The organism is Paenibacillus sp. FSL R7-0302, from assembly GCF_038006885.1.
GTDB lineage: Bacteria > Bacillota > Bacilli > Paenibacillales > Paenibacillaceae > Paenibacillus_AQ.
In genome coordinates this window covers 3,491,202-3,514,081 of record NZ_JBBOWB010000001.1, presented here as the reverse complement: position 1 = coordinate 3,514,081, position 22,880 = coordinate 3,491,202, and the positions used below count along the sequence as shown (strand labels likewise).

At 50.7% G+C, this 22,880-nt stretch carries 27 protein-coding genes; 22 read left to right on the top strand and 5 right to left on the bottom strand.

Going from position 1 to position 22,880, the window contains the following annotated elements; all coding sequences use genetic code 11:
- The first annotated feature begins 190 nt into the window (after nucleotides 1–190).
- The 12 genes from MKY96_RS15455 to MKY96_RS15400 all read left to right on the top strand — a co-directional run bounded on the left by MKY96_RS15455 (nucleotide 191) and on the right by MKY96_RS15400 (nucleotide 9,463).
- Nucleotides 191–397 (top strand): hypothetical protein, encoded by a 207-nt coding sequence (locus MKY96_RS15455; RefSeq protein WP_340941444.1) that lies wholly within the window; start codon nucleotides 191–193, stop codon nucleotides 395–397.
- Nucleotides 398–469: 72 nt separating this feature from the next.
- The gene (locus tag MKY96_RS15450) at nucleotides 470–703 is read left to right on the top strand and encodes a hypothetical protein (protein ID WP_340941443.1); all 234 of its coding nucleotides are present in this window, start codon (nucleotides 470–472) and stop codon (nucleotides 701–703) included.
- A gap of 37 nt (nucleotides 704–740) precedes the next feature.
- Nucleotides 741–950: a hypothetical protein gene (locus MKY96_RS15445; RefSeq protein WP_340941442.1), complete on the top strand. Its 210-nt coding sequence runs from the start codon at nucleotides 741–743 to the stop codon at nucleotides 948–950.
- Nucleotides 951–988: 38 nt separating this feature from the next.
- On the top strand, nucleotides 989–1,255 hold the full coding sequence (locus MKY96_RS15440) for a hypothetical protein (protein ID WP_340941441.1): 267 nt from the start codon (nucleotides 989–991) through the stop codon (nucleotides 1,253–1,255).
- A gap of 124 nt (nucleotides 1,256–1,379) precedes the next feature.
- Nucleotides 1,380–1,586 carry a hypothetical protein gene (locus MKY96_RS15435; RefSeq protein WP_340941439.1) on the top strand — a complete coding sequence of 69 codons (207 nt, stop codon included), beginning with the start codon at nucleotides 1,380–1,382 and terminating at the stop codon, nucleotides 1,584–1,586.
- A gap of 114 nt (nucleotides 1,587–1,700) precedes the next feature.
- Entirely contained in the window at nucleotides 1,701–1,910 is a 210-nt protein-coding gene (locus MKY96_RS15430) for a hypothetical protein (protein ID WP_340941438.1), read from the top strand.
- Between the two features lie 228 nt (nucleotides 1,911–2,138).
- The gene (locus MKY96_RS15425; protein WP_340941437.1) at nucleotides 2,139–2,663 is read left to right on the top strand and encodes a hypothetical protein; all 525 of its coding nucleotides are present in this window, start codon (nucleotides 2,139–2,141) and stop codon (nucleotides 2,661–2,663) included.
- A gap of 14 nt (nucleotides 2,664–2,677) precedes the next feature.
- Nucleotides 2,678–2,905, top strand: coding sequence for a hypothetical protein (locus tag MKY96_RS15420; protein WP_340941436.1), 228 nt, complete (start codon nucleotides 2,678–2,680; stop codon nucleotides 2,903–2,905).
- A 199-nt stretch (nucleotides 2,906–3,104) separates the two neighbouring features.
- Nucleotides 3,105–6,482 carry a X2-like carbohydrate binding domain-containing protein gene (locus MKY96_RS15415; RefSeq protein ID WP_340941435.1) on the top strand — a complete coding sequence of 1,126 codons (3,378 nt, stop codon included), beginning with the start codon at nucleotides 3,105–3,107 and terminating at the stop codon, nucleotides 6,480–6,482.
- A gap of 177 nt (nucleotides 6,483–6,659) precedes the next feature.
- Nucleotides 6,660–7,253 carry a sigma-70 family RNA polymerase sigma factor gene (locus MKY96_RS15410; RefSeq protein ID WP_340941434.1) on the top strand — a complete coding sequence of 198 codons (594 nt, stop codon included), beginning with the start codon at nucleotides 6,660–6,662 and terminating at the stop codon, nucleotides 7,251–7,253.
- The gene (locus MKY96_RS15405; RefSeq protein WP_340941432.1) at nucleotides 7,232–8,218 is read left to right on the top strand and encodes a hypothetical protein; all 987 of its coding nucleotides are present in this window, start codon (nucleotides 7,232–7,234) and stop codon (nucleotides 8,216–8,218) included. The genes MKY96_RS15410 and MKY96_RS15405 overlap by 22 nt, the downstream gene beginning before the upstream one ends.
- Nucleotides 8,219–8,773: 555 nt before the next feature.
- Nucleotides 8,774–9,463 (top strand): hypothetical protein, encoded by a 690-nt coding sequence (locus MKY96_RS15400; RefSeq protein ID WP_340941431.1) that lies wholly within the window; start codon nucleotides 8,774–8,776, stop codon nucleotides 9,461–9,463.
- A 268-nt stretch (nucleotides 9,464–9,731) separates the two neighbouring features.
- Here the strand turns inward: MKY96_RS15400 and MKY96_RS15395 are convergent, their stop codons facing one another.
- Nucleotides 9,732–10,349 (bottom strand): nitroreductase family protein, encoded by a 618-nt coding sequence (locus MKY96_RS15395; protein WP_340941429.1) that lies wholly within the window; start codon nucleotides 10,347–10,349, stop codon nucleotides 9,732–9,734.
- A 323-nt stretch (nucleotides 10,350–10,672) separates the two neighbouring features.
- Here MKY96_RS15395 and MKY96_RS15390 point away from each other — a divergent pair, with 323 nt between their 5' ends.
- The 10 genes from MKY96_RS15390 to MKY96_RS15345 all read left to right on the top strand — a co-directional run bounded on the left by MKY96_RS15390 (nucleotide 10,673) and on the right by MKY96_RS15345 (nucleotide 19,738).
- Nucleotides 10,673–11,110, top strand: coding sequence for a DUF1641 domain-containing protein (locus tag MKY96_RS15390; protein ID WP_340941428.1), 438 nt, complete (start codon nucleotides 10,673–10,675; stop codon nucleotides 11,108–11,110).
- 31 nt (nucleotides 11,111–11,141) lie between these two features.
- Entirely contained in the window at nucleotides 11,142–12,320 is a 1,179-nt protein-coding gene (locus MKY96_RS15385) for an NAD(P)/FAD-dependent oxidoreductase (protein ID WP_340941426.1), read from the top strand.
- Between the two features lie 164 nt (nucleotides 12,321–12,484).
- Complete coding sequence (locus tag MKY96_RS15380) at nucleotides 12,485–13,114, top strand: SGNH/GDSL hydrolase family protein (RefSeq protein ID WP_340941425.1); 630 nt, start codon at nucleotides 12,485–12,487, stop codon at nucleotides 13,112–13,114.
- Between the two features lie 96 nt (nucleotides 13,115–13,210).
- Nucleotides 13,211–13,957 (top strand): type I methionyl aminopeptidase, encoded by a 747-nt coding sequence (map, locus tag MKY96_RS15375; protein ID WP_340941423.1) that lies wholly within the window; start codon nucleotides 13,211–13,213, stop codon nucleotides 13,955–13,957.
- 235 nt (nucleotides 13,958–14,192) lie between these two features.
- Entirely contained in the window at nucleotides 14,193–14,441 is a 249-nt protein-coding gene (locus tag MKY96_RS15370) for a carboxymuconolactone decarboxylase family protein (RefSeq protein ID WP_340941420.1), read from the top strand.
- A 146-nt stretch (nucleotides 14,442–14,587) separates the two neighbouring features.
- Entirely contained in the window at nucleotides 14,588–15,010 is a 423-nt protein-coding gene (locus MKY96_RS15365; RefSeq protein WP_036695058.1) for an Rrf2 family transcriptional regulator, read from the top strand.
- Nucleotides 15,011–15,349: 339 nt separating this feature from the next.
- The gene (locus MKY96_RS15360; RefSeq protein WP_340941418.1) at nucleotides 15,350–15,745 is read left to right on the top strand and encodes a hypothetical protein; all 396 of its coding nucleotides are present in this window, start codon (nucleotides 15,350–15,352) and stop codon (nucleotides 15,743–15,745) included.
- Between the two features lie 30 nt (nucleotides 15,746–15,775).
- Nucleotides 15,776–16,441, top strand: a complete 666-nt coding sequence (locus tag MKY96_RS15355; protein ID WP_340941416.1) for a DUF4085 family protein — start codon at nucleotides 15,776–15,778, stop codon at nucleotides 16,439–16,441.
- A gap of 219 nt (nucleotides 16,442–16,660) precedes the next feature.
- Nucleotides 16,661–17,527: a VOC family protein gene (locus MKY96_RS15350; RefSeq protein WP_340941415.1), complete on the top strand. Its 867-nt coding sequence runs from the start codon at nucleotides 16,661–16,663 to the stop codon at nucleotides 17,525–17,527.
- 180 nt (nucleotides 17,528–17,707) lie between these two features.
- The gene (locus MKY96_RS15345) at nucleotides 17,708–19,738 is read left to right on the top strand and encodes a Na+/H+ antiporter (RefSeq protein ID WP_340941413.1); all 2,031 of its coding nucleotides are present in this window, start codon (nucleotides 17,708–17,710) and stop codon (nucleotides 19,736–19,738) included.
- A gap of 112 nt (nucleotides 19,739–19,850) precedes the next feature.
- Here MKY96_RS15345 and MKY96_RS15340 read toward each other — a convergent pair whose 3' ends face one another.
- The 4 genes from MKY96_RS15340 to MKY96_RS15325 all read right to left on the bottom strand — a co-directional run bounded on the left by MKY96_RS15340 (nucleotide 19,851) and on the right by MKY96_RS15325 (nucleotide 22,771).
- Complete coding sequence (locus MKY96_RS15340; protein WP_340941411.1) at nucleotides 19,851–20,288, bottom strand: threonine/serine exporter family protein; 438 nt, start codon at nucleotides 20,286–20,288, stop codon at nucleotides 19,851–19,853.
- Nucleotides 20,289–20,315: 27 nt separating this feature from the next.
- A complete protein-coding gene (locus MKY96_RS15335; RefSeq protein ID WP_081751313.1) occupies nucleotides 20,316–21,083 on the bottom strand; it encodes a threonine/serine exporter family protein in 768 nt (255 codons plus the stop codon).
- A gap of 99 nt (nucleotides 21,084–21,182) precedes the next feature.
- Nucleotides 21,183–21,764, bottom strand: a complete 582-nt coding sequence (locus tag MKY96_RS15330; protein ID WP_076074206.1) for a YitT family protein — start codon at nucleotides 21,762–21,764, stop codon at nucleotides 21,183–21,185.
- A 134-nt stretch (nucleotides 21,765–21,898) separates the two neighbouring features.
- Nucleotides 21,899–22,771: a helix-turn-helix transcriptional regulator gene (locus tag MKY96_RS15325; RefSeq protein ID WP_340941408.1), complete on the bottom strand. Its 873-nt coding sequence runs from the start codon at nucleotides 22,769–22,771 to the stop codon at nucleotides 21,899–21,901.
- Nucleotides 22,772–22,880 lie beyond the last annotated feature (109 nt).

Sequence of the window (22,880 nt, the reverse complement as noted above, 5' to 3'; positions counted from 1 at the left end):
TAAATACTACAATAAAAGTAATTTTTATGGGGAGATCTTTCGCTGAATATTATCTTCTTCAAAATTTGAATGGAGAAATTATAGATGATGGATTAAGTTTTATATAAAGGGAAAAGAGTATCAGATAAGTGGCTACGAGTTAAATTATACTGAATGTTTGAAATAGACATTATATAGGAGGGAGCTTTTCATGGAAAAACAAGAAATATTTATGGAGGGTTATTTGGATAGACCTATTCAGATAACATTTCTGGATAACTTATATGTAACGGGTACATATGTAGATTATCATTATTCTAATAATGTTATAGTCATAATGCCTGAAGATAAAGGTGAAGACGCACGTCTTTTCATTCCGCTAAGTGCAATAAAATCTATATCCCCTTGGCTTTATTAATAAACACACACTTAATTGATAATTAAGTCTCCAATATAAAAATTCGCATGGAAAAGATTAGGGGGCCTAAGAATGGGTAAGCTAGAAATATTTATGAAAGGGTATTTAAATGGAGGAATAAAAATTACATTCTTGGATAATTTGTTTGTAATAGGTGCATATATTAATTACGATTATAATAATAATGTAATTGTTATATTACCAATGGGAGGACCTGTTGATAGGGAGCTTTTCATTCCATTAAGTGCAATAAAAACTATAGGACCCTGTTCTATCAATACATATGATTGTTTGGAAGATGATTAATTTGAGTCAGAAATGAAAAAAACTTTAGGAGGCCATTATGGAACAAGAAGTGATTTTTATGAATGAGTATTTATATAAAGGTATTAAGATAACATTTCTTGATAATTTACATGTAATAGGAATGTATATGAATTATTACTCTTTCAACAACACTATAGTGATAATGCCTGAGGAAGATCATGATGATACACGCTTGTTAATTCCGTTAAGTGCCGTAAAAACCATTGAGCCATGGCCGATTGATTAGTGAGCATCTAAGATGAGCGATTATGAATAGAAGAGCAAATGGAAAATTTCAGTTATGCAATAACAGAAGAAGCGCAAGAATTTTGTGAAGGCATTGTGATGGAGATGATTCAATTATTTAATATAAGCGAGGAAGAGACATGGGGTAGAGTGAATGATTTCTGGAAAAGACCTTTTAATGAAGAATACGACATTAGATATCATGAGGCATCTAACTACTGGGCAAATACCATATATTTTGGTCCGGAAACTAACTGGTGGAAGAGAGAAGGTGATCCAACATTAAGGCCAATACCATATCCATAACAGAATTAATATTAAAAGTGCAGTGCCTTGTATAGTATTTGAGGCACTTTTTGCAATTCTATTCGAGCTTTTAAAAAATTATTGCAGGTTGGTCATGTTCAGTTTTACCTTAGGAGGGGTTTTCATGGAAATGCAAGAGGTATTTATGAAAGGTTACTTAAATAAACTTATCCGGATAACTTTTCTTGATAACTTACATGTAATAGGAACCTATGTAAATTATTATTATTCTAACAACGTTATTGTTATAGTGCCTGAAGGTGAAGATAGTGATGCCCGTCTTTTTATTCCGCTAAGTGCAATAAAGACCATCTCTCGTTGCCTGTATTAATCAATTTTACTTTACTGATGATTAAGTGAGAGCCGACAATTATATATACTTGTACACTGATTTTTCGTTAGCTGCTTTGAGATGAAGGTTACTTATAATATTAGGAGGAGTATTATGGGAAAACAAGAGGTCTTTATGGAGGGTTATTTAGATAAATATATTAAGATAACATTTCTTGATAATTTACATGTAATAGGAATGTATCTTAGTTATTATTCATTCAACAATACTATTGTTATTATGCCAGAGGAAGATCATGATGATACACGCCTGTTAATTCCGTTAAGGGCAGTAAAAACCATTGAGCCATGGCCGATTGATTAGTTTTCATCTAGGTTGAATAAATTGGTTAGACCACGTGTGAGCTTAAACACTCCATGTGGTCTTAATCATTTCTTTAAATCTTGACTAGTGACCGATAATGATTGCTGTGTTGTGAGACGGTTATTTTAACAGAACTATTTTGTAAAAATAAAGTCTATCGCCTATGAGAGTATTTAAAGTCATTTTGATATAAACATATAATAGCATGATTTAGCTAGTAGATATTTATTGAGCGAGGTGATCCCGATAGCCGCCAACTTCAACATCGTCCTATATTCCCGGAACCTTATTGACCCGGATAAATTGTTGAGCATTGTGCGAGACAAGGGTTTAGAACCTGTTATCAATCATATCGAATCAATAAGAAATTGGGAATATGAAGATGCAAGAACTCACACGATTCAGGGAATGCTGGCAGCCCCTTTTGCTGCTCTTCTTGAGGAAGGACGAATTATTTGGATACAGGGAGAGGCCAAACTGAACAGGTTTGTAGTGCTTTTGAGCAAGTCGGAAGAAGTGTATGAAACAAGAATTTCAATCGATACCCGCCATATAGATTACCTGGATGATACGCTGAACGAACGTAACAAACCCTTCTATGATGCACTTTCAAACCTGTTGTTATCTTCCGGACTGGTGAATGATTTCCTTGTTGCCGCATTAGGTGTGGAAGTGGTGGTGGACTACCATATCGACCCAAACAAGATGATGCGCAATAGCCACAATGTGCTGAAGTGGGTATTTAAACCATAAAGGAGGCCCCCCAAATGTCCCTATCCCGACAACAACTAATCGCTCTCGTAACCAAGATCGTGAACGCCGAAGGAACAGAGGCGGAGTTGGATCAATCTCTCGAGACTGTTATGAGCAACGTGCCTCATCCGCAGGTGAGTGACCTCATCTTCTGGAATGAGCCGGAGCTGACGCCGGAGGAGATTGTTGATGCTGCGCTGGGTTATCAGCCGATTGTATTGCCGCCCCCAATGGAGAACTAGCTCTGAACTGCCTTGCGATTAAAGATCGCGAGGTTTTTTCAATTACAGACCGCCCCAATCCCCAATTTCGTCAAGTGTGAAAATGGTGCGCTAATTGCTGACAAAATTCCCGCATAATCAACCATTTTCTCTCACAGCAAGGGCGAAACCTGCTCTATAATGGAAGCGTTACCAAAGTATGCTTGGGGAGGTAAGGATCATGAGTCGAAAACGTATCCGAAGACTGGGAACACTCGTCCTGCTGGCAGCGATGTCAGGCTCTTTGTTTAACGTTTCTCCCGCAGTAACCCATGCCGCAGCCAGTGAAGATTACAGCTGGAATAGTGTGGTTACCGGTGCGGGCGGCGGTTTTGTGCCGGGGATTATTTTCAACCAGAGTGAACCGAATCTGATCTACGCGCGGACGGATATAGGCGGGGCTTACCGCTGGAACGAGGCGGACGGGAGCTGGATTCCGCTGACTGACACGGTCGGCTGGGCAGATTGGAACAAGAACGGCGTAGACGCGCTGGCTACCGACCCGGTGGATCCGGACAAGGTGTATATGGCAACCGGGACGTACACGAATTCATGGGACGGCAATGGTCAAATTATGCGTTCCAGCGACCGTGGGGATACCTGGCAATCTACGCCGCTACCGTTCAAGGTTGGCGGCAATATGCCTGGACGTTCAGCCGGGGAACGGCTGGTCATTGACCCGAATAAGAACAGCATCCTGTTCTTCGGGGCGCGGAGCGGCAACGGCCTGTGGAAGAGCGTGGATTCCGGGGTAACCTGGTCCAAGGTCACCTCTTTTACGAACGTAGGGACGTACGTCCAGGATCCGGGGAATGAGTATCAGAGTGATATCGTGGGCTTGTCCTGGGTTACTTTTGATAAAAGCACGGGCTCTGCCGGACAAGCTACCCAGACGATCTATGTCGGAGTCGCGGATACCGCCAAAAGTGTGTTCCGCAGCACAGATGGAGGTGCAACCTGGTCAGCGCTGCCTGGACAGCCGGTAGGCTTGCTTCCGCATCATGGGGAGCTGTCGGCAACCGGCGAACTGTACATTACCTATAGTGACGGGGTCGGGCCGTATGACGGACGCAAAGGCGAAGTCTGGAAATTTAACACAACCAGCGGCGTCTGGAAAAACATCAGCCCGACTACAGGAGCCGACAACTTCTACGGCTTCGGGGGGCTTGCGCTGGATGCCCAGCATCCGAATACGCTTATGGTCGCCAGCCTCAATGCCTGGTGGCCGGACGAGGTGATCTTCCGCAGCAAGGACGGCGGGGAGACCTGGAGCCGGATCTGGGATTGGGGCTTTTATCCGGAGCGCAACTATAAGTTCGAGATGGACATCACGGCGGCCCCTTGGCTTGATCATGGACTCTCATCGACATCACTTGATCCTGCGCCTAAGCTGGGCTGGATGATGGGCGATCTTGAGATTGACCCGTTCAACTCGGACCGGATGATGTATGGCACCGGCGCTACGATCTACGGTACGAATAACTTGGGAGCCTGGGACACCGGCGGCAAGGTTAAGATATCCGTGATGGCCAAAGGGGTAGAAGAGACCGCAGTGCTCGGGCTGATCAGCCCGCCAACGGGTGCCCACCTGATTACCGCGCTTGGCGATGTATCCGGCTTCCGGTATGAGGATCTGACAGCGGCACCAGTCAAGTTCCAGACCAGCCCTTCCTGGGCCAGCACGAACAGTATCGATTATGCGGAGCTGGACCCGGCCTATGTTGTCCGTGTCGGCGGTGTGGACAAAGAGAAATATCCGAACGGTAAGTCGATTGGGATCTCGAATGACAACGGCAAAAACTGGTACATGCCGAATGCAGAACCCTCCAAAGGCGGCAGCACCACAGTAGGCCAGGGTCAGGTAGCTGTATCTGCCAGTGGGAATGCGCTGCTGTGGAGCACCTTGGATATCGGGGTCTTTTACTCCAAGTCAGGCGGCAACTCCTGGACGGCGAGCAGCGGAATTCCTGCCGGAGCGAAGATAGCTTCCGACCGGGTGAATCCGAATAAATTCTATGGCTTCTATGAGGGCAAGCTCTATGTCAGTACAGATAGCGGAGCCACCTTCACAGCTACGGCTGCGACCGGCTTGCCTGCCAATAACGTAAACGGGCTGCAACCGAACCAGGCGCAAGTGAGCCTGAAGGCCATGCCGGGCGTGGAAGGCGATATCTGGTTTGCCGGAGGACACCCGCTGGATAAGTACGGCATCTGGCATTCTACCAACTCAGGTGCCAGCTTCACGAAGCTGAGTAATGTGGAAGAAGCGGACCTGATCGGGTTCGGTAAGGCCGCACCGGGTGAGAATTACATGGCACTCTATACGGTAGCCCAGATTGATGGCGTTAGAGGAGTCTTCCGTTCGGATGACGCCGGAGCCAGCTGGGTGCGGATTAATGATGATAATCATCAGTATGCCAGAATTAATATGGCGATTACAGGCGATCCGCGGATCTATGGACGCGTCTATCTCGGGACCAACGGACGCGGGACCTTATATGCTGATCCGGTGAATCCTCCGGCAGCAGGCTCCGTTATCACGCCGGTCACGGCCAGCTTCGATAAGAAGACAGCGAATCAGAACGACATCGAAGTGACGATGACCTTGAACGGGAATACCTTGGATTCCATTACCAATGGTGCTTCTGTATTATCCGCTGGAACGGATTATACAGTCAGCGGTTCCACAGTGACGATCCATAAGGCTTATCTGGCGGCACAGGCTGTGGGAACAACCACCCTAAGCTTCCATTTCAGTGCCGGAGCGGCTAAGACCTTAACGGTTACGGTAGCGGATACGACAACAACGGCTAATGATTCAACCATCACACCGGTCACGGCCAGCTTCGACAAGAAGACAGGGAACCAGAACGACATCGAAATAGCGATGACCTTGAACGGGAATACTTTAGCTTCTATTAAAAATGGTTCGGCGGCGTTAACCGCCGGAACGGATTATACGGTGAGCGGATCGGCTGTGACGATCCGCAAAGCTTATCTGGCGGCACAGCCGTTGGGGACAACCACGCTGAGCTTCCAGTTCAGCGCCGGAGCCCCGAAGACGCTGACGGTTACAATAGCCGATACAACTGCACCGGTGAATGGCGGTCTGAAGGTCCAGATGTTCAACAGCAGCACGGCCGCTGCTGTCAATGCCCTCAGCCCGCGCATCAAGCTGGTGAATACCGGGACGGCTGCGCTATCCCTCGCCGATGTGAAGCTCAGATATTATTACACCAGTGACGGCGAGCAGGCGCAGAATTTCTTCTGTGACTGGTCGCAGGCAGGGAGTGCCAATGTGACAGGGTCGTTCGTGAAGCTTCCGGCACCATTGAGCGGAGCGGATCATTATCTGGAGCTGGGCTTCACAGCTGCAGCAGGCACGCTTGCTCCGGGAGCCAGTATCGATATCCAGATGCGGGCGTCCAAGGTAGACTGGACCAATTATAACCAGTCCGATGACTATTCCTTCAATTCTACAGGCACAGCTCCTGCGGATTGGGCCAAGCTTCCAGCCTATATCTCCGGCAGTCTGGTATGGGGCAATGAGCCCTTGTAAGCTGTAATTCATATCCGGGCAGTTTCCGGCAGCAGTAGAATCACCGGTTGCACATGATGAAATTCATGGGCAGCCGGTTTTTGATATGTCAGGATGTAATAAATTGCATACCAAGGGAACCTTCTACCGCTAGCGGACCAATATAGAGTGTAAGCAAGATAGAGAGGGGAGAGGAAGATGACAGAAGAAGAGCTTGGGGAATGTCTGCAAAGGCTGGAACAAGGAGATAAAGAGGCCTTCACCTTACTACATAACACCATTAGGCAGCAGGTGTACGGAACCGTCAGTCTGCTGGTGAACCGGCAGGCTGATGTGGCTGATGTAGTCAATGAAATCTACATCGAGCTATTCCGCTGCTTGCCGCAGTATGACGGCAAACGGCCTTTCGGAGCCTGGCTGAACGGTATGATCGTCAGGCAATGCAGCAACTGGAACCGCAAAAGCTGGCGCAGGCTGCGGCTCATGAACCGCAGCCGGGAGCATGCATCTGAGAGTCTGTATCCGGGGGCGGACGCGCAGCTTCTGGTCCAGGAACAGCAGGGAGAGCTGATGCAGCTGGTCAGCGGACTGCCGCCTAAGCTCCGCAGCGTAATTGTCCTGCGTTACTATGGGGAGTGCAGCTATGATGAGATTGCCTCAGCCTTGGGCATACCGCTGGGGACAGCTAAGTCCAGGCATCATAAAGCGCTGCGTAAGCTGCGGCAGCATTCGGCATTTACAGCGGACGATGAGATGAAGGAGGAATGGACATGTCTGTCGAGAGTCAACTGAAGCAGGAGTTCAACAGGTATAAACAACATACAACGATGCCGGAGCCGCTGGAGCAGCGGTTAGCGGCGGGCTTTGAGCAATTTCATCAGCCGCAGCAAAGGGGAAATAACGGTCGGCCGGTACGTGTACGCGGGACAGCCCGGATCGCCCTGGTACTCTGCGGACTGATGCTCTTCGGAGGTGTGGTCTATGGCGCGGAGCGGTTGTGGAAGGTTACTTATGGTGCAACCGGACTGGAAGTGAACATTCAACAGGACGCTAATGAGTCTGCAGCCTTTGCCAGCCAGACCCGGCGGGTGATTGCAGACATTCAGTCTCAGCTGGCCGTAAATGAATCGGCTATGCTGTTAATTGCCAGGACAAACGGAATGAAAGAGCTCCGTATGATTAACCGTCCGCAGATATTCAAGGATATCGAGAGCTGGAGGAAGGCTATAGAGCCTGTCGCTGGTAAGCTGAGCGTGCCGGGCAGATTGCCGGAAGGATATCATTTTGCCGAAGGAAGATCCGACAGTACGGTGGGCATTACCGATGACTCCTGGGTTAAAAAATACACCAATGTTCTAACCAAACGGCTGAAGCCCGGTGAGCATTATGCCTGGATTAAGAGCTTCAATGTACCCAACCAGCTGGCTGGGACGGTAAGTCCTGAGCTGGTATATCAAGGTCCTAAGGGCGAGAATGATTTCATCTCCGTTACCTATTCCCCGCTTACACCGTGGGCACAGCTAACATCTGATGTTTGGACGGATACAAAGGTTGAGCATCTGAAGGTAAATTCTGAGGAAGCCCTGTATGTGGAGGATCACCAGGCCTATGAGAATAACAGCAATGGCTATTATGCTTATATCCGCTGGATTGAGCTGCGGGAGAACGAGGAGAGAAATATAATGCATGAGGTAGGGACCGGATCGCCTGAAGTCACCAGAGAGATGCTGCTAAAAGTGGCGGAAGGCCTGCGTTAACCTAGAGCGGCGGTAAGACCGTGCAGACACATATAAACCTCTATCGTTGATCAGTACATCAACAATAGAGGTTTATATTGTTACCACTATACCCATGTTAGTCTCAGACTCCTTATCCTATCCTTTGTACTCAGCCGGGTAGAAATGGTCCGAGGTGGCAGTATATTTGCCTATCCTGCACATTCAAACTGCTCTCAACTGATCCGCTTACCACGATAGGATGGGATTGTGAAGCCTGTGAGCTTTAAGAAGCTCATACCGTTTCGTGCAGGGACTCACTTCAGGCGGGAATGCCAGGATCAAAGATATAGTCTCAGTCACAAGGAGGAGCGCTGCTTAAGATTAGCTGCCAGAGATTCTGCCCTGGCTTATGTTCTTCCTGCAGTGTCTGTTTCCTTGAGCTGATACCTGAATTATACCGTCCGTGCGGGGAATAGTAAAAAGCCAAAATTTTTTAATTTGTACTCCCAACTTGGAAAAAGGTATTGTAAGCGCTATTATTCTGCGTTTTCCTTAGAATCTGCCGAATTCAAATCCCACTGCCTTTGCTGTATAATGAAAAGGATGGTTTCAATGCTGCGCAGACTCCGGCAGCTTTGCCTGGAGGGAAAGGATACGGAAATGAGCTTGTATGGGGTGAAGCTTGAGGAACTCGGCAGCGGGCTGCTGAAGTCCTTTTTGGAGGATAATTATATATGTGCAGGTTATCCCGGTACGGGTGATCTGGAGAAGCATAGCAGAGAAGAGATCAGCAGCAAGTTAGCTGCCGCCGGCTATCGCGGGAGGGAACTGGAGGGGGCAACACATACCTTAGACATCTTCGTCAATGCGATGCAGGATGGGGATTACGTGCTGATCGCCGATGAAGAGTGGGTATATCTCGGGGATCTTGGCGATTACTTCTATGATACCCGGCACAGCGGCCCAGAGGATAGTACAGCCCACCGGCGCGGTGTCACCTGGCTGAAGAGTCTGCCCCTCGCAGCGGTTAATCCGGCTGTAACAGAGCTGCTTGCTTCTGAGAGCAGAATAACTGCCTATTCAGGAGTGCTGCCCGCAGCCCGAATGGATCTGTGGCTTGGGAATCAGGCAGGGGATGGCGGGAGTAACGCCGGGGCCTGTTCCGTTCAGGTGGATGAAGCTACAGTAGCGCACGCGCTGGATGTTCTGAAGGCGGCCCTGCACAGCACGGATGTGGAGCGGCAGGAGCGTGCGGCTGTGGCGATTTTGCAGTTTGCCCGGTGAGTGTGGGATGAAGAATACGGCAGGATGATATAAATAAGGGTCTTCCGGTTTATTAGCCGGAGGACCCTTTTTTAAATATTGAAATTTATATGCTTCCCGCTTAAACAGTGGAGAGAACGGACTGATTGTGGAAAAGCGGCAGCGGTCGCCTTGGTCTCCGGATTTTCACCGTATAGGGAATGAAAAAAATCTGGAGAGCACAGCGATTGGAACAACGGTCCGTTCGCGGAGCGTCCACCCAAGTGAACACGTACATCCTTACTCCATATTAGATAAATTCAACAAATTCATTAACCGGCTTGCGGTAGCCGCGCGGTCTGATCTTGTGCTGGTTATCCTTGCCGATCGTAATCAGCATTACCGGAACCATATGGTCGCCGAAACCGAGAGTAGCCTTCACAGCCTCCGGATCGAAGCCGATCATCGGGCAGGTATCCCAGCCCTTATCCTTGGCAATCAGCATGAACTGCATCGCCGACAGAGAAGCGTTGCGGATGGCTTCATCCCGCTGGAATGCATCGTTCCCGGTATAAGCATCGTTGATGGATTGAATGGTTTGCTCGTATGCATCCTCGCTCATCGCTCCCAGCAGCTTAAGCCCGCTATAGATTTCTGGAGCCTGCAGGTAGGCATTCTTGTCACCCAGCACGACAATAACAGCAGAAGCAGTGTGGATCTTGTATTGGCCATACGCGTCCTTGCGGATGGCTTCCTTCACGCTGTCATCGCTGATCACCTTGTAATGGGTGTGCTGAAGATTATAAGCCGAGGGAGCCAGACGGGCGAGGGAGAACATCTCTTCGAGCTCACTCTGCGGGATGGTAACACCTTCCACGAAATTATTAGCCGATCTGCGGGCCTGCACCAATTCGGAAAAAGTACTCATAAGTCTTTACCTCCATCTAATATGTATGCTGCTTAGTAATAATCAATTGCTGATATTAATTAATAAACTTACATTTAGTTACTTGCTTAAGATATCACGACCATCTGTATACGTCAATGATTAAAAACATAATAATTTGTAAATTTAACCTGATTAAACGGCTGACTTCAACAAAACCGATGAGGAAGTGATAATAATCACAAAAATAGGTTGCAAAGGCAAAAAGATTGTGACAATAATAACAAATAGAGTGTTATAATAGTCACATAGTTTCACCTGGATGTCATTAAGTAAGAATACGATTTGTAAAAGGAGACTTCGATATGTCACAAACCGTTACCCAAAATCTTCCTGAACAAGAAATACCAGAAGCAGCTCTTCCCAAAGAGGATGTGCTGAAAGAGCTCTTGAAGCCGGAGGTTCAACAATCTCTGATGGTACTGGTCGAGCAGCTGCCGCAGATCACACAAATGGTTAGTGTATTGTCCAAATCACTAGATTTTGTGCAGTCGGTTGCCACGGATGAAGTACTTAAGAATGATACAGTCGGTGCGATTAAGGAAATGGCGGGTCCTGTGGTGGGCACTGCCAAGAATCTGGCGGCTACAGTCATTGAAGCGAAAGACCGCGCGGAAGCAAGCAGCGAAACAGTCAGCCTGTTCGGCATGATGAAGATGATTAAGGACCCGCAGGTACAGAAGGCTCTCCGGTTCATGAATGCCTATCTGCAGGTCAGCGGTGAACGTCAATCGGGCAAATAAGCCCGTAATACTTAATGATGGAGGAATGATCATGTCAAAACATATAGTGATTCTAGGTGCAGGCTACGGCGGCCTGCTTAGTGCCTTAACCGTTCGTAAATATATGAGCAAAGCGGAAGCCAAAATAACAGTAGTCAATCAGTATCCGACACATCAGATTATTACGGAATTGCACCGGCTTGCAGCGGGCAGTGCGTCTGAACAGGCGGTTGCCATGCCGCTGGCGAAGCTGTTCGCCGGTAAAGATATTGATCTGAAAATCGCCAAGGTCAATTCGTTCTCCCCGGAGAACAAGCAGGTTATTCTCTCGGACGGCGTCATGCTGACCTATGATGCTCTCGTTGTCGGTCTGGGCAGCACCACCGCATACTTTGGTATTCCGGGACTTGAAGAATACAGCATGGTGCTGAAATCAGCAGCAGATGCGCTGCGGATTCGCCGTCATATTGAAGACCGGATTCGTGACTATTCCAAAACCCGCAACGCAGCAGATGCTACGATTCTGATCGGCGGCGGCGGGCTGACTGGCGTAGAGCTCGTAGGCGAAATTGCCGATATTCTGCCTAAGCTGACGAAGCAATATGGAGTGAATCCTGCTGAGATCAAGCTTCTGCTCGTGGAAGCGGGTCCGAAGATTCTCCCCGTCCTGCCGGATCATCTGATTGAGCGCGCTACGGCTAGCCTGGAGAAGCGCGGGGTGCAGTTCCTGACGGGTCTTCCGGTTACGAAGGTATCCGACAATATGATTGATCTGAAGGATGGGCAGCAGATTGTGGCGAACACCTTCGTCTGGACCGGCGGGGTACAGGGCAATCCGCTGGTTGGCGAATCCGGTCTTGAAGTCAACCGTGGCCGGGCCACGGTGAATGAGTTCCTGCAGTCCACTTCACACCCTAATGTATTTATAGCCGGAGACAGCGCTGTTGTCTTTGCACCGGATGGCCGTCCTTATCCGCCAACGGCACAGATCGCCTGGCAGATGGGTGAGCTGATTGGCTACAATCTGTTCGCATATCTTAATGATAAACCGCAGGAGGCCTTCAGCCCGGTCAATTCCGGCACACTCGCCAGCCTCGGACGCAAAGACGGGGTAGCCATTGTCGGCGGTAACTCCACTCCGCTGAAGGGTCTGCCGGCCACGCTGATGAAGGAAGCCAGCAACATCCGTTACCTGACTCATATCCATGGCTTGTTCAGTCTGGCCTATTAATCATTTATCCTAAGATCCCCCTGAGGCTGCCATGTGGCAACCTAAGGGGGATTTCTATTAAATAGAAGGAATAATTTTCAATGAAAACGTGTCCGCAGGAAAGCTGATTTGCTATAATGATCATGTTTACATACTACAGATGTTTTCATAGGAGGATTTCAGGCATGCCATTTCAAAAGAACGATATCATCCTGTTCCAGGGGGATAGTATCACGGATTGTGGACGCAATTACGCCGATGCTTCATCGCTTGGTGTAGGTTACGCGCTGATGGCGGGCGCCCGTCTTGGCCTTCAGTATGCGGAGAAGAATCTTACGTTCCTGAACCGCGGAATCAGCGGCAACCGGGCGGTCGATCTGCAGGAGCGCTGGGAGAGGGATTGTCTTGCGCTGAAGCCAACCTGGGTGTCTATCTATATAGGCATAAATGATACCTGGCGGTGGTATGATTCCGGGCAGGAGACTACTGCGGCTGAATTCGAGTTGTCCTACCGTGATCTGATTGAACGGACCAGGGAGCATCTGGATGCCAAGCTGGTGCTGGTGGAGCCGTTCGTATTGCCGGTGCCGGAAGACCGCAAGGGCTGGCGTCAGGATCTGGACCCCAAAATCCACGTGGTCCGTGAGCTGGCCCGTGAATACGGCGCTGTACTGGTGCCGCTGGACGGCTTGTTCGCAGCAGCATCCGTTAAGGCTGAACCTGCCTTCTGGGCGGGGGATGGCGTGCACCCTTCGCCTGCCGGACATGCCTTAATCGCCGAAGCCTGGATGAAGGCTGTAGGTGCAATAAGCTAAGAGGTACGTTCATTTCACTCTGCGTAGCAAGGCTGTTATACTTGTAGGATACATACTCAAGGTGAAGCTTTGATAACGAGAGGAATGTGAGCAGGGATGACGAGCGAGACGCTCCAGGATATGCAAGGACTGAAAGCGGCGGGTGCAGTGGTAGGCCACACCATCGCCGAGATGAAGAAAAGTGTAGTTCCCGGAATGACGACTGCGGAGCTGGATGAAGTGGGGGCGAAGATTCTGAGCCGTTTTGGCGCCAAATCTGCTCCAAAGGTAACCTACAACTTCCCCGGAACGACCTGTATCAGTGTCAATGAAGAGGTAGCCCATGGAATTCCGGGACAACGTGTAATTCAGGCCGGAGATCTGATCAATATCGATGTCTCCGCCGAGCTGAACGGTTATTTTGGCGATGCCGGGGTATCGTTTCAACTGCCGCCTTATAATGAGAAGCTGGTCCACCTCTGCCGGAGTACGGAAGAGACCATGATGAGTGTGATTAATCATCTCCGGGCGGGCATGAAGGTGAACGAGATCGGCCGGGTTATGGAGTCGGAAGCACGGAAGCGCGGCTATAAAGTCGTGCGTAACCTGTGCAGCCACGGCATCGGCAAAGCGTTGCATGAGAAGCCGTTTGAGATTCTGCCCTTCTATAATCCGCGTGTAACGACGGTGCTGAAAGAAGGACAGGTCATTACCATCGAGCCGTTTCTGTCCACAGGCGCTGATTTTGTAGAGCAGCAGCCGGATGGCTGGACACTCAGCGTGGCCGACAACAGCCGCGTGGCCCAGTTTGAGCATACGATTGTGGTCACCAAGGGCAAGCCGATTATTTTGACTAGTGCGTGAAGTTAGATAAGACGCAGCGGCCGGAAGTCCAAATGTTCACCGCAGCGACGACCCAGCTTAGAGTTTGAACCTTAAGTGCATCTTATATATAGGAATATTTAACAGTTGTAATGTATGCATTACGCAAGAAACCCTCATACTAAAGATGATGTTATGATATGGAATGCAAGAATCTGTTTCCAGAATCGGAGGGTTAATTAAAGTGGATAATGTACCGCAAGTCAGTCATGCCTTTATGACATTTATGAAGGAAGCGCCGGAGCAGCAAAAGGCCCTTGGCGAAATTGTGAAAAAGCTGGATGCCGCAAGCAGCCTGGATGCCAAAACCGAGGAGATTGCCTATATCTCCGTACTCGCGGCGGTACGGCTGGAGAGCGGGCTGCCCTTTCATGTCAAGCATGCCAAAGCGCTCGGCGCAACCCGTGATGAGATCATCAGCGCAGTGCTGCTGCCCCTTCCGGCAGTGGGCAATGTGGTGATTTAGGCCTTGCCGGTGGCATTGCAGGCGTATGACAGTGAGTAGTGTTCTGTTGACTGCAAACTCCCCACGGGATTGACAATTGCTCTAAATGTAACTATTATAGTTGCATCTGGCGGAAGCATTCCGGCTAGTGTGAAGGAGTGATTGTTATGAACATTAGCACGCGGTTTGCGGTTGCTATTCATATTCTAACCTTAATTGACAGCAACAAAGACGGCAAAAGCACCTCCGAGTGGATTGCCGGCAGCGTGAATACGAACCCCGTAGTGATTCGCCGCCTTACGGGTATGCTGAATAAGGCAGGACTTGTGGAGGTTCGTCCCGGTGTGGCCGGAGCGAAGCTTGCCCGCAGTGCAGCTGATATTACGCTGCTGCAGATTTATAAGGCGGTGAATGCCGTGGAAGAGGACTCCCTGTTCTCTGTCCATGAGCATCCGAACCCGGAGTGTCCCGTAGGCAAGAACATTGCAGGGGCTATTGTTCCAGTGTTCTCTCTTGCTCAGAAGGCGATGGAGAATGTGCTGCAGGAGGTCACCCTGGATCAGATCGTACATCAGATTCCAGTGGCTTGAGACAGGAATCTGATGTACGTAAATTTAAGGAAACCTTCAGCCCCGTTTTATGTTTTTTTAAGGTTCGGGGAGTATAGTGAAGTTCTCCACCCCCCAGTGGAACCATTTGTGGAAGACCCCGCCGTGCCTCGGCAGGGTCTTTCTTTTTCCTGAGTGTATTCTGGCATTTTCATTAAACCTTTATGTGTTTTTCATCTGGCCTTAAGCTTCGCTCAGTATAGTAAACACATGACCCCCTTACAATAGACTTTGGCCCTGCCGGTTGCCCGGCGGGGCCACTTTTTTGAAGAGTAGGTGCTTGGGAATAACTTTACACATACATATAAGGAGATTTTGCCCATGAAGAACAATTATACCATCCTGGGAGCTGCTCTGATTCTGGGCCTGTGTCTGGTTACCAGCAGTTTCGTGATCGGCGATCGGATTAGAGCGGGTTATGAGTTACAGCACCAGACACCTGCCGGAGCGCAGACGGAAAGCCAAGCTGAGGACCATCCGTTGATGACACTTGCAGAGACTGCGCAGTTCCTGCGTCTGAGTGAAGATCAGGTGAAGAATATTATGAAGGCGGAGAATGCAATGTTGCGTAATGACGGACCCTTCGAGGGGACGAAGCTCCCGTATCTCAAAGTAGATAGCGAGTTACTGTTCAGCAAGCAGCAGTTAACCGTCTGGATTCTGGCCGCTTCGCAGGAACATAGGGTATACGCGGGGGAGAAGCTAGCCGGGAATTAAGGATCGCTACAGAGTGGAGGAAGCTTCAGAATGAAATTTTTTACTATACCCTGGTATGAAGAAATGCAGGTTCGGGGGTTCATGGTCTTCCCGGAGACGGAGCAGGACTGGCTGGAGGATGTGGCCTGGCATGTGGCGGAAGGGATCAGCTATGAGGAGCGGGCCAAGGATTTTCTGGAATATATGAAAAAAGATCTGCTGAAATATCTTCCCGGGTACTTCCACGCTTCGATACATGACGGAACCATAAATTCCACCTATCCTGCGCCTGAGTTCAAGGAACGGGCGTTACAGTGGAGTAGGGAGTATGACGAACGGCTGCAAGCTAATTTCAGAGAATACCGCAAAGGGTATGAAGCTATTAAGGATAACCTCCCGGCCAATGCCGTACAATTAGTAGAGAATAATCTGCATGATGCCAGAGTAATCTCTTATGCCATGCCTGCAGCAGGTGTGCTGGAGATGATTCTGGACTGCGGCGGGGCGATGCATTACCAGTGTGAGATTAAGCTAACCTTCAGCGGTGTGAGCGGACTGCACTTGCCGGAACCGCTTGAGAAGAAATATTGGCTGTATGACGAGATCTATGCTGTTGAGCAGGGGTTCGAGCTACGGGTTCTGATGGATTCCCCGCCAAGTGAACTAAGAATTACTGCACAGGATGTATCAATAGAGATCCTTGGTGAATCTCAATAACGAAATGACTGCTTCGGAGTCTGGCCTGTCGGCCGGGCTTTTTTGTTGGACATGATGTGTATTGTAAAAGTAATTGACAAACATATAGAGTGCAACTATACTTAAGTAAGTTAATGTGTAACGGAAATTGAAATTGCCTTTGCATGGACATGACAGGAACAGTCAACACTAACCGTTATTATGTGGATTTGGTATATATTTATTTCAGGAGGGATTCCTATGACAGCAACAGCTATATTACCGCAAGCACTGGAAATTGGACTTGTACAGATTCGTGTAAGTCATTTGGAGCGCTCGCTCAGCTTTTATCAGAATGTGATCGGACTGAAAATCCTGCGGCAGCAAGGGCGCACGGTGGAGCTGACGGCGGACGGCCAGCAGGTGCTGCTGGTTCTGCGGGAGATTGAGCAGGCTCAGGTGCTGCGCCGGAACTCGGTGGCCGGACTGTACCATTTTGCGATTCTGCTGCCGGACCGGCCTTCTCTGGGACTGGTGCTGCGCAATCTGATCGACTCCGGCATATCGGTGGGCCAAGGGGATCATCTGGTCAGTGAAGCCCTGTATATTGAGGACCCTGATCATAACGGAATTGAGCTGTACCGCGACCGGCCCCGTGACACCTGGAAGTATGAAGCAACAGGCAACGTGGTCATGACCACCGATCCGGTGGATGTGGACGGTCTGCTGGCTGCATCGGAGGGCCTGAGCTGGACCGGGCTGCCTGCCGGCACTGTAATGGGTCATGTTCACTTCCATGTGGGCGATCTGGCAGAGGCCAAGAAATTCTACGTGGATGCGCTTGGATTCGCGGTGACTGCCCATTACGGCGATGCGGCCATGTTCATTTCGGCTGGGGGTTATCATCATCATATGGGACTGAATACCTGGGCTGGCAAGGGGGCTCCGGCGGCTCCGGCGAATGCGGCGGGCATCGATTATTTTACACTGCTGCTCCCGGACATTCAGGATGTGCATGAAATCGCTGAACGTGTGAAGCGTGCCGGATACCATGTGGAAGAAGAGGGCGGTATCATCACTCTAAGGGACCCGTGGAATATAGGCATACAGCTGCTAGTGAAACGCTAAAATAACAGGGTGGACAGCATCGAGTTACTATTTACTGCTAGACCAGCGGCGGAAGCCGTGAATGATAAGGCAACGGAAGGTACGGGCGGAGATTGTAATTTCCGCTGTGCCTTCCGTTTGTTGACGTTAGCCGGGTCACTGCCATATTATAATTGATTATCAGACGGGGAGATGATGGACTTGGAGACTTTTCTGGCTGTGCTGTTGATGCTTGGATTAATCGCCGTATCGAATATATTGAACCGCTTCATTCCGTTTGTCCCGGTTCCCCTGATTCAGATCGGACTAGGAATCATTGCTGCACTCATTCCGACGGGAATACATATGCACTTCGAGCCTGAGCTGTTTTTTGTATTATTCATTGCTCCGCTGCTCTTCAATGACGGGCGGCGGACGCCGCGCGGTGAGCTGTGGAACCTTAGGGCACCGATTCTGCTGCTGGCACTGGGACTTGTATTTGTCACGGTATTTGTGGCGGGCTATGCGATTAACTGGATGATTCCCTCGATTCCGCTGGCAGCGTCCTTCGCACTGGCGGCTATTCTGTCTCCTACCGATGCGGTAGCGGTAAGCGCACTGGCTGGACGGGTTCATCTTCCCAAAAGCATCCACCGGATTCTCGAAGGAGAATCGCTGATGAACGATGCCTCCGGCCTGGTCGCCTTTAAATTTGCAATTGCAGCCATGGTTACCGGAGTGTTCTCTCTGCCTAAGGCCTCGCTTAGCTTTGTGCTGATTGCTGCAGGAGGACTGCTGCTTGGTGCAGTGCTGTCATTCCTGCTGATCCGGCTCAGCGTGTTCATCCGCAGGTTCGGCATGGAGGATGTGACGATCCATGTTCTGCTGCAGATCCTTACCCCGTTCATTATATATTTGATCAGCGAGGAGATCGGGGTCTCAGGCATCCTGGCCGTTGTGGCAGGAGGTGTCATGTACGCCATTGAGAAGGACCGGGCAGTCTCTCCGCAATATAAGCTTCAACTGGTATCCGCCAGTACCTGGTCAGTGCTGCTGCTGGTGCTGAACGGGCTGGTCTTCCTGATTCTCGGCGTGTCCGTTCCGGATGTGGTCGAGGTGATTTACCGGGATCAGACGCTGAACAACTTCATGGTTGCCGGCTATGTTCTGGCGATCACGGCGCTGCTGATTGTGCTGCGGTTTCTGTGGGTCTATGGTTACTCCTTATGGGAGAGCAAGCGGCTGAAGGCAGAGAAGGCTCCGCTGAAGTCACAGATTATTACCTCGATCTCAGGGGTGAGGGGAGCGGTTACCCTTGCGGGTGCCTTCTCCATTCCGCTGGTGCTTGGGGACGGGGTGACACCCTTTCCGGAGCGGGATCTCATTATTGCGCTGGCGGCAGGAGTGATTCTGATGTCGCTGGTCATCGCCAGCATCTTCCTTCCGCTGCTTGCGGACAGTGAAGAGACCGTAGTTCAGAGCGCCGGAGCTGTGCACGGGAATACGGAGCTGGCGGCCAGAAATGTGGTCATTGATGCCGGGATGTCGATGCTGCGCAGCCTGGTCTCTGAGAGCACGGAGCGCTCAACACAGCCTGTGCTGCTGGAATTCACAGATAAGGTTGACCGGCTGTGTGCTGCAAGACCGGATCATGACCCGGCCCATGAGCAGTTCCTCCGTCTGGGTGTCGAGGCACGCAAGAGTGCGCTCGAGGCCGAACGCACGGAGCTGCGGCGGATCATGGAGAACGGGGCGCTGCCGGAGCCTGTTGCCCTGAAGATGGAGGAGCTGCTGGACCATACGGAGTCTCTGCTGTGCAAACGGCTGAATACCCAGATTAAATTCTCTTTAACGGAAATTCAGCGGCTGTTCTCTGGACTGTTCTCAGGTAAGCTCAGCGGGGCAGAGGGACAGCTCGCCCTGCAGAATGCCGAAAGTGCGCGGACGGCGAAGATTGCGATGTGCCAGGCGGCAGTATCCGCCGTTAGTGCAGGAATGAGTGATGAGAACCGGCTCGCCTCACAGAAGGTCATCGACAAGTACGAACGGCTGGAATCCAGGCTGGAGCAGGGGGAAGGCTGGAGCAATGACGGCGTACTGGATGATGACAAGCTGGAGCTGAAGCTGCAGGCGATTCAGGAGCAGCGGAATACCGTGCAGGAGATGTATCAGAACGGGGCAATTAATCTTAAGATTGCCGGCAGGCTGCGGCGGTTCGTCGACCAGCTCGAAACCTCAATCTGGGAGGATTAGACTGTTAGGGCGCCGGTGTTGCAATATATTTTACCTGATACAATAGACAAAGCCCGCTTGCGCAGGGACCCGGGGTCCTTGCTGCAAGCGGGCTTGTCTGGGGAATGGAGCGTTACGGTTGTTTGGGCAATTTCTTGATACGCAAAACCATCTGCCCGAGCACCTCGCTTAGCACCAGACCGGCCGCAATGGCTCCGGACAGCAGGAGCGCCTGAACCCCATACTGGATGCCGAGGTTATTATCATTCTCCACGAACCTCCGCATGGCATCATACGCAAGACCGCCCGGTACAAGCGGGATGATGCCGCCGACACTGAAGATAATGACCGGCATCTTGAAGGAACGCGCAAAAAACTGGCTGATCAGTCCGACCACAACGGTAGCACCAAAGGTTGCGACGACAGTATCGGAACTGTAATCCAGCAGCAGGTACAGCATCCAGCCGATCATTCCGGCGAAGCCGCATTGCAGCAGCGCGCGCACCGGTGCATTGAATAGAATGCAGAAGGTTGAGGCAGCGATGAAACTGGTGATCAATTGCAAAATCATGGCAGGAAGACCTCTTTCAAGTGGGTGTTAAAAAATGGACAGGACCAGCCCGATGCCGGTCCCGATGGCGAACGCAGTCAGAAAGGCGTCGGCCCCTTTGGAGATGCCGGATACCAGATGCCCGGCCATCAGGTCACGGACCGCATTGGTGATGAGCAGCCCCGGTACGAGCGGCATTACACAGCCGATGATAATCTTGTCCATCTCCCGTCCCACGCCGAGCTTGACGGAGAAGAAGGCCAGCAGGCCGATAATGAAGGAAGCAATGAATTCCGCGAAGAAGCGAAACTGCACCAGACGATGAAGATAAGTGGCCGCTGCGAAGCCTGTACCGGAGATCAGCAGCGACGGCAGAGCATCCTGCAGGCTGCCCTTGAACATGACCGTGAAGCAGGCTCCGGTCAAGGCTGCCGCTGCGATCTGTACCCATACCGGGTAAGCATGCGCGGCGTCATCGACCACGCCGAGACGCTCACGCGCTTCGGCGGCTGTCAGCTGGCGTTCGGTCAGCCGCCGGGAGATGTCATTGACCTCGGATACCTTTTGCAGGTCTGTCGTCCGTTCGGCGATCCGGAACAGCTTTACCGGCTCGGTCCGGCTGGTGGTGAACATAATGACCGTCGGCGTGACATAGCTATGCGCACCGGGGAAGCCGAGTGCCGCCGCCATCCGGCTCATGGTATCCTCCACACGGTAGGTCTCTGCACCGCTCTGCAGCATGATCTTGCCTGCCAGCAGGCACAGATCGACAATGTCGTGTATGGAAGTGTTGCTATTCGTGCTTGTACTATCCAACTTCGCTAATCCTCCCCGGGAATGTTATCTATTCGATTGTCGCCTGAAAGTCTGAAAATTTCAACCTTTATTCCATAGCATCCGGCAAATTCCGGGTTTTTACTCTTCCAGTGTGCATAATCCCGTAGCCACACCTCCTGAAACAATCGTCAGAATCGAATGGAAAAAGGTCTCCTTGGAGATGAGAATACCGCCAGCTCCGATGATCAGGAAGTCCGTCAGGAAGATGATCAGGCCGACATTCAGCGGAAGGTAGCGTTGGATGAATCTGGCGAGGAGGTCGGTCCCGCCTGTACTGGCTTTGAACCGCAGCATCAGCCCGAGTCCGGTGCCCATCAGGAAGCCGCCGATAATGGCGCTTGAGATGGAGCCCAGCTCAATGTAGTACAGGAAGTAATACTGGAGCGGAAAGAGCAGCTCGATCAGCAGGGAGGAAGCCAGCAGACCGAGAATGCTGTTGTAGAAGATCTCCCGTTGCCGGAACCAGGCCAGCAGGAAGATAGGCAGACTGCATAGCATAATGCAGAGTCCGATTTTGGCACCGGAGATATAATTAATAATGAGGGCAATGCCGATAATTCCTCCATCGAGGATTTTATAGGGGACCAGGAAGAAGTTCGTTCCTGTTGCAATCAGCAGGCTGGCCAGCAGAATAATAACATAGCTTGGGAAGGATCGCATAGTCAACATCTCCGGAATTGAGGCATGTCTTAATCTTTATGCGCCCATCTGGAAAAAAATAGCTAAAAAATCTGCGCTGTCCGAATCAATTGACCATGAACCTTGTCCCGGTGTCCGCTCTAGTGCATTCATGCTCAGCGGGAAAAACGCTTGCGGAAGCGCAGCGGAGAGATTCCAACCTTGCGGCTGAAACGCCGGGAGAAGTAAGCCGCACTCTCGAAGCCGGTGCGCTCTGCGATTCCTCCGACCGGGATCTCTGTCTTAAGCAGCAGCAGCTTGGCCTGCTCCAGCCGGTAATCGGTCAGGTACTCCATGGGCGTAAGCCCGTAGACACGCTTCATGCAGCGGGCCAGGTAGTTGTAGTGAAAATGCAGGGCGTCCGCCAGTGAGGTGTTCGTGACCTCTTCCGCATAATGATTCCGCAGATAGGCCTCCGTCAGCTCGGCAATCTCATCCGTCTGGCTTCCGGCCGTATCCTGCCGGGCCAGATCCATCGTCCGCAGCATCTCCTCGAAGATGCGCTGCTGCTGCCATACAGCACTTGAGCGCCTGCCCTGGTTCAGCTGCAGCAGCTGTCCGGCCTGTCCGCTTCGGGCGAAGGGGGCGGGGAGCGGTCCGAACTGGGGAATACGGATGGTATAGGGATGGGTAAGGAACTGCCGGAAATGTCCCTCCCGGTCTGCATACACCGGCTCACCCGCAGATTCCGTCCACTCTCCTACCGTGTGAAAATGAACCCAGGTAAAGATCGTCTCAGCCTCACACGGCCGGACAGAATAATGGTAGCGGTCAGGCAGCAGCAGCAGGGTATGCCCGGCGCCTACCGCCCATTCTGTATGCTCCTCTCCAAGGTACAGACATCCCTGCTCCACGATAATCAGATCGAATTTGCCCATACGGCTGCGGTTCGGATGCTGGTCTCCGGGCAAATATACGGTTCGGCCACACTCCAGGAAGTAAGGGAAGGGCGGCGCAGCGAGATGAATATAGGAAGGATTAAATGTCATTAGAGTCTCCTTAACATAGGCTTATTTTCTGGTCCAGCTTCGCTAAATGTTAGATAGAAGTTGTGTGAAATAGTACAAAAACAGAGTTGCTTATGATTCTGTTTTTGTT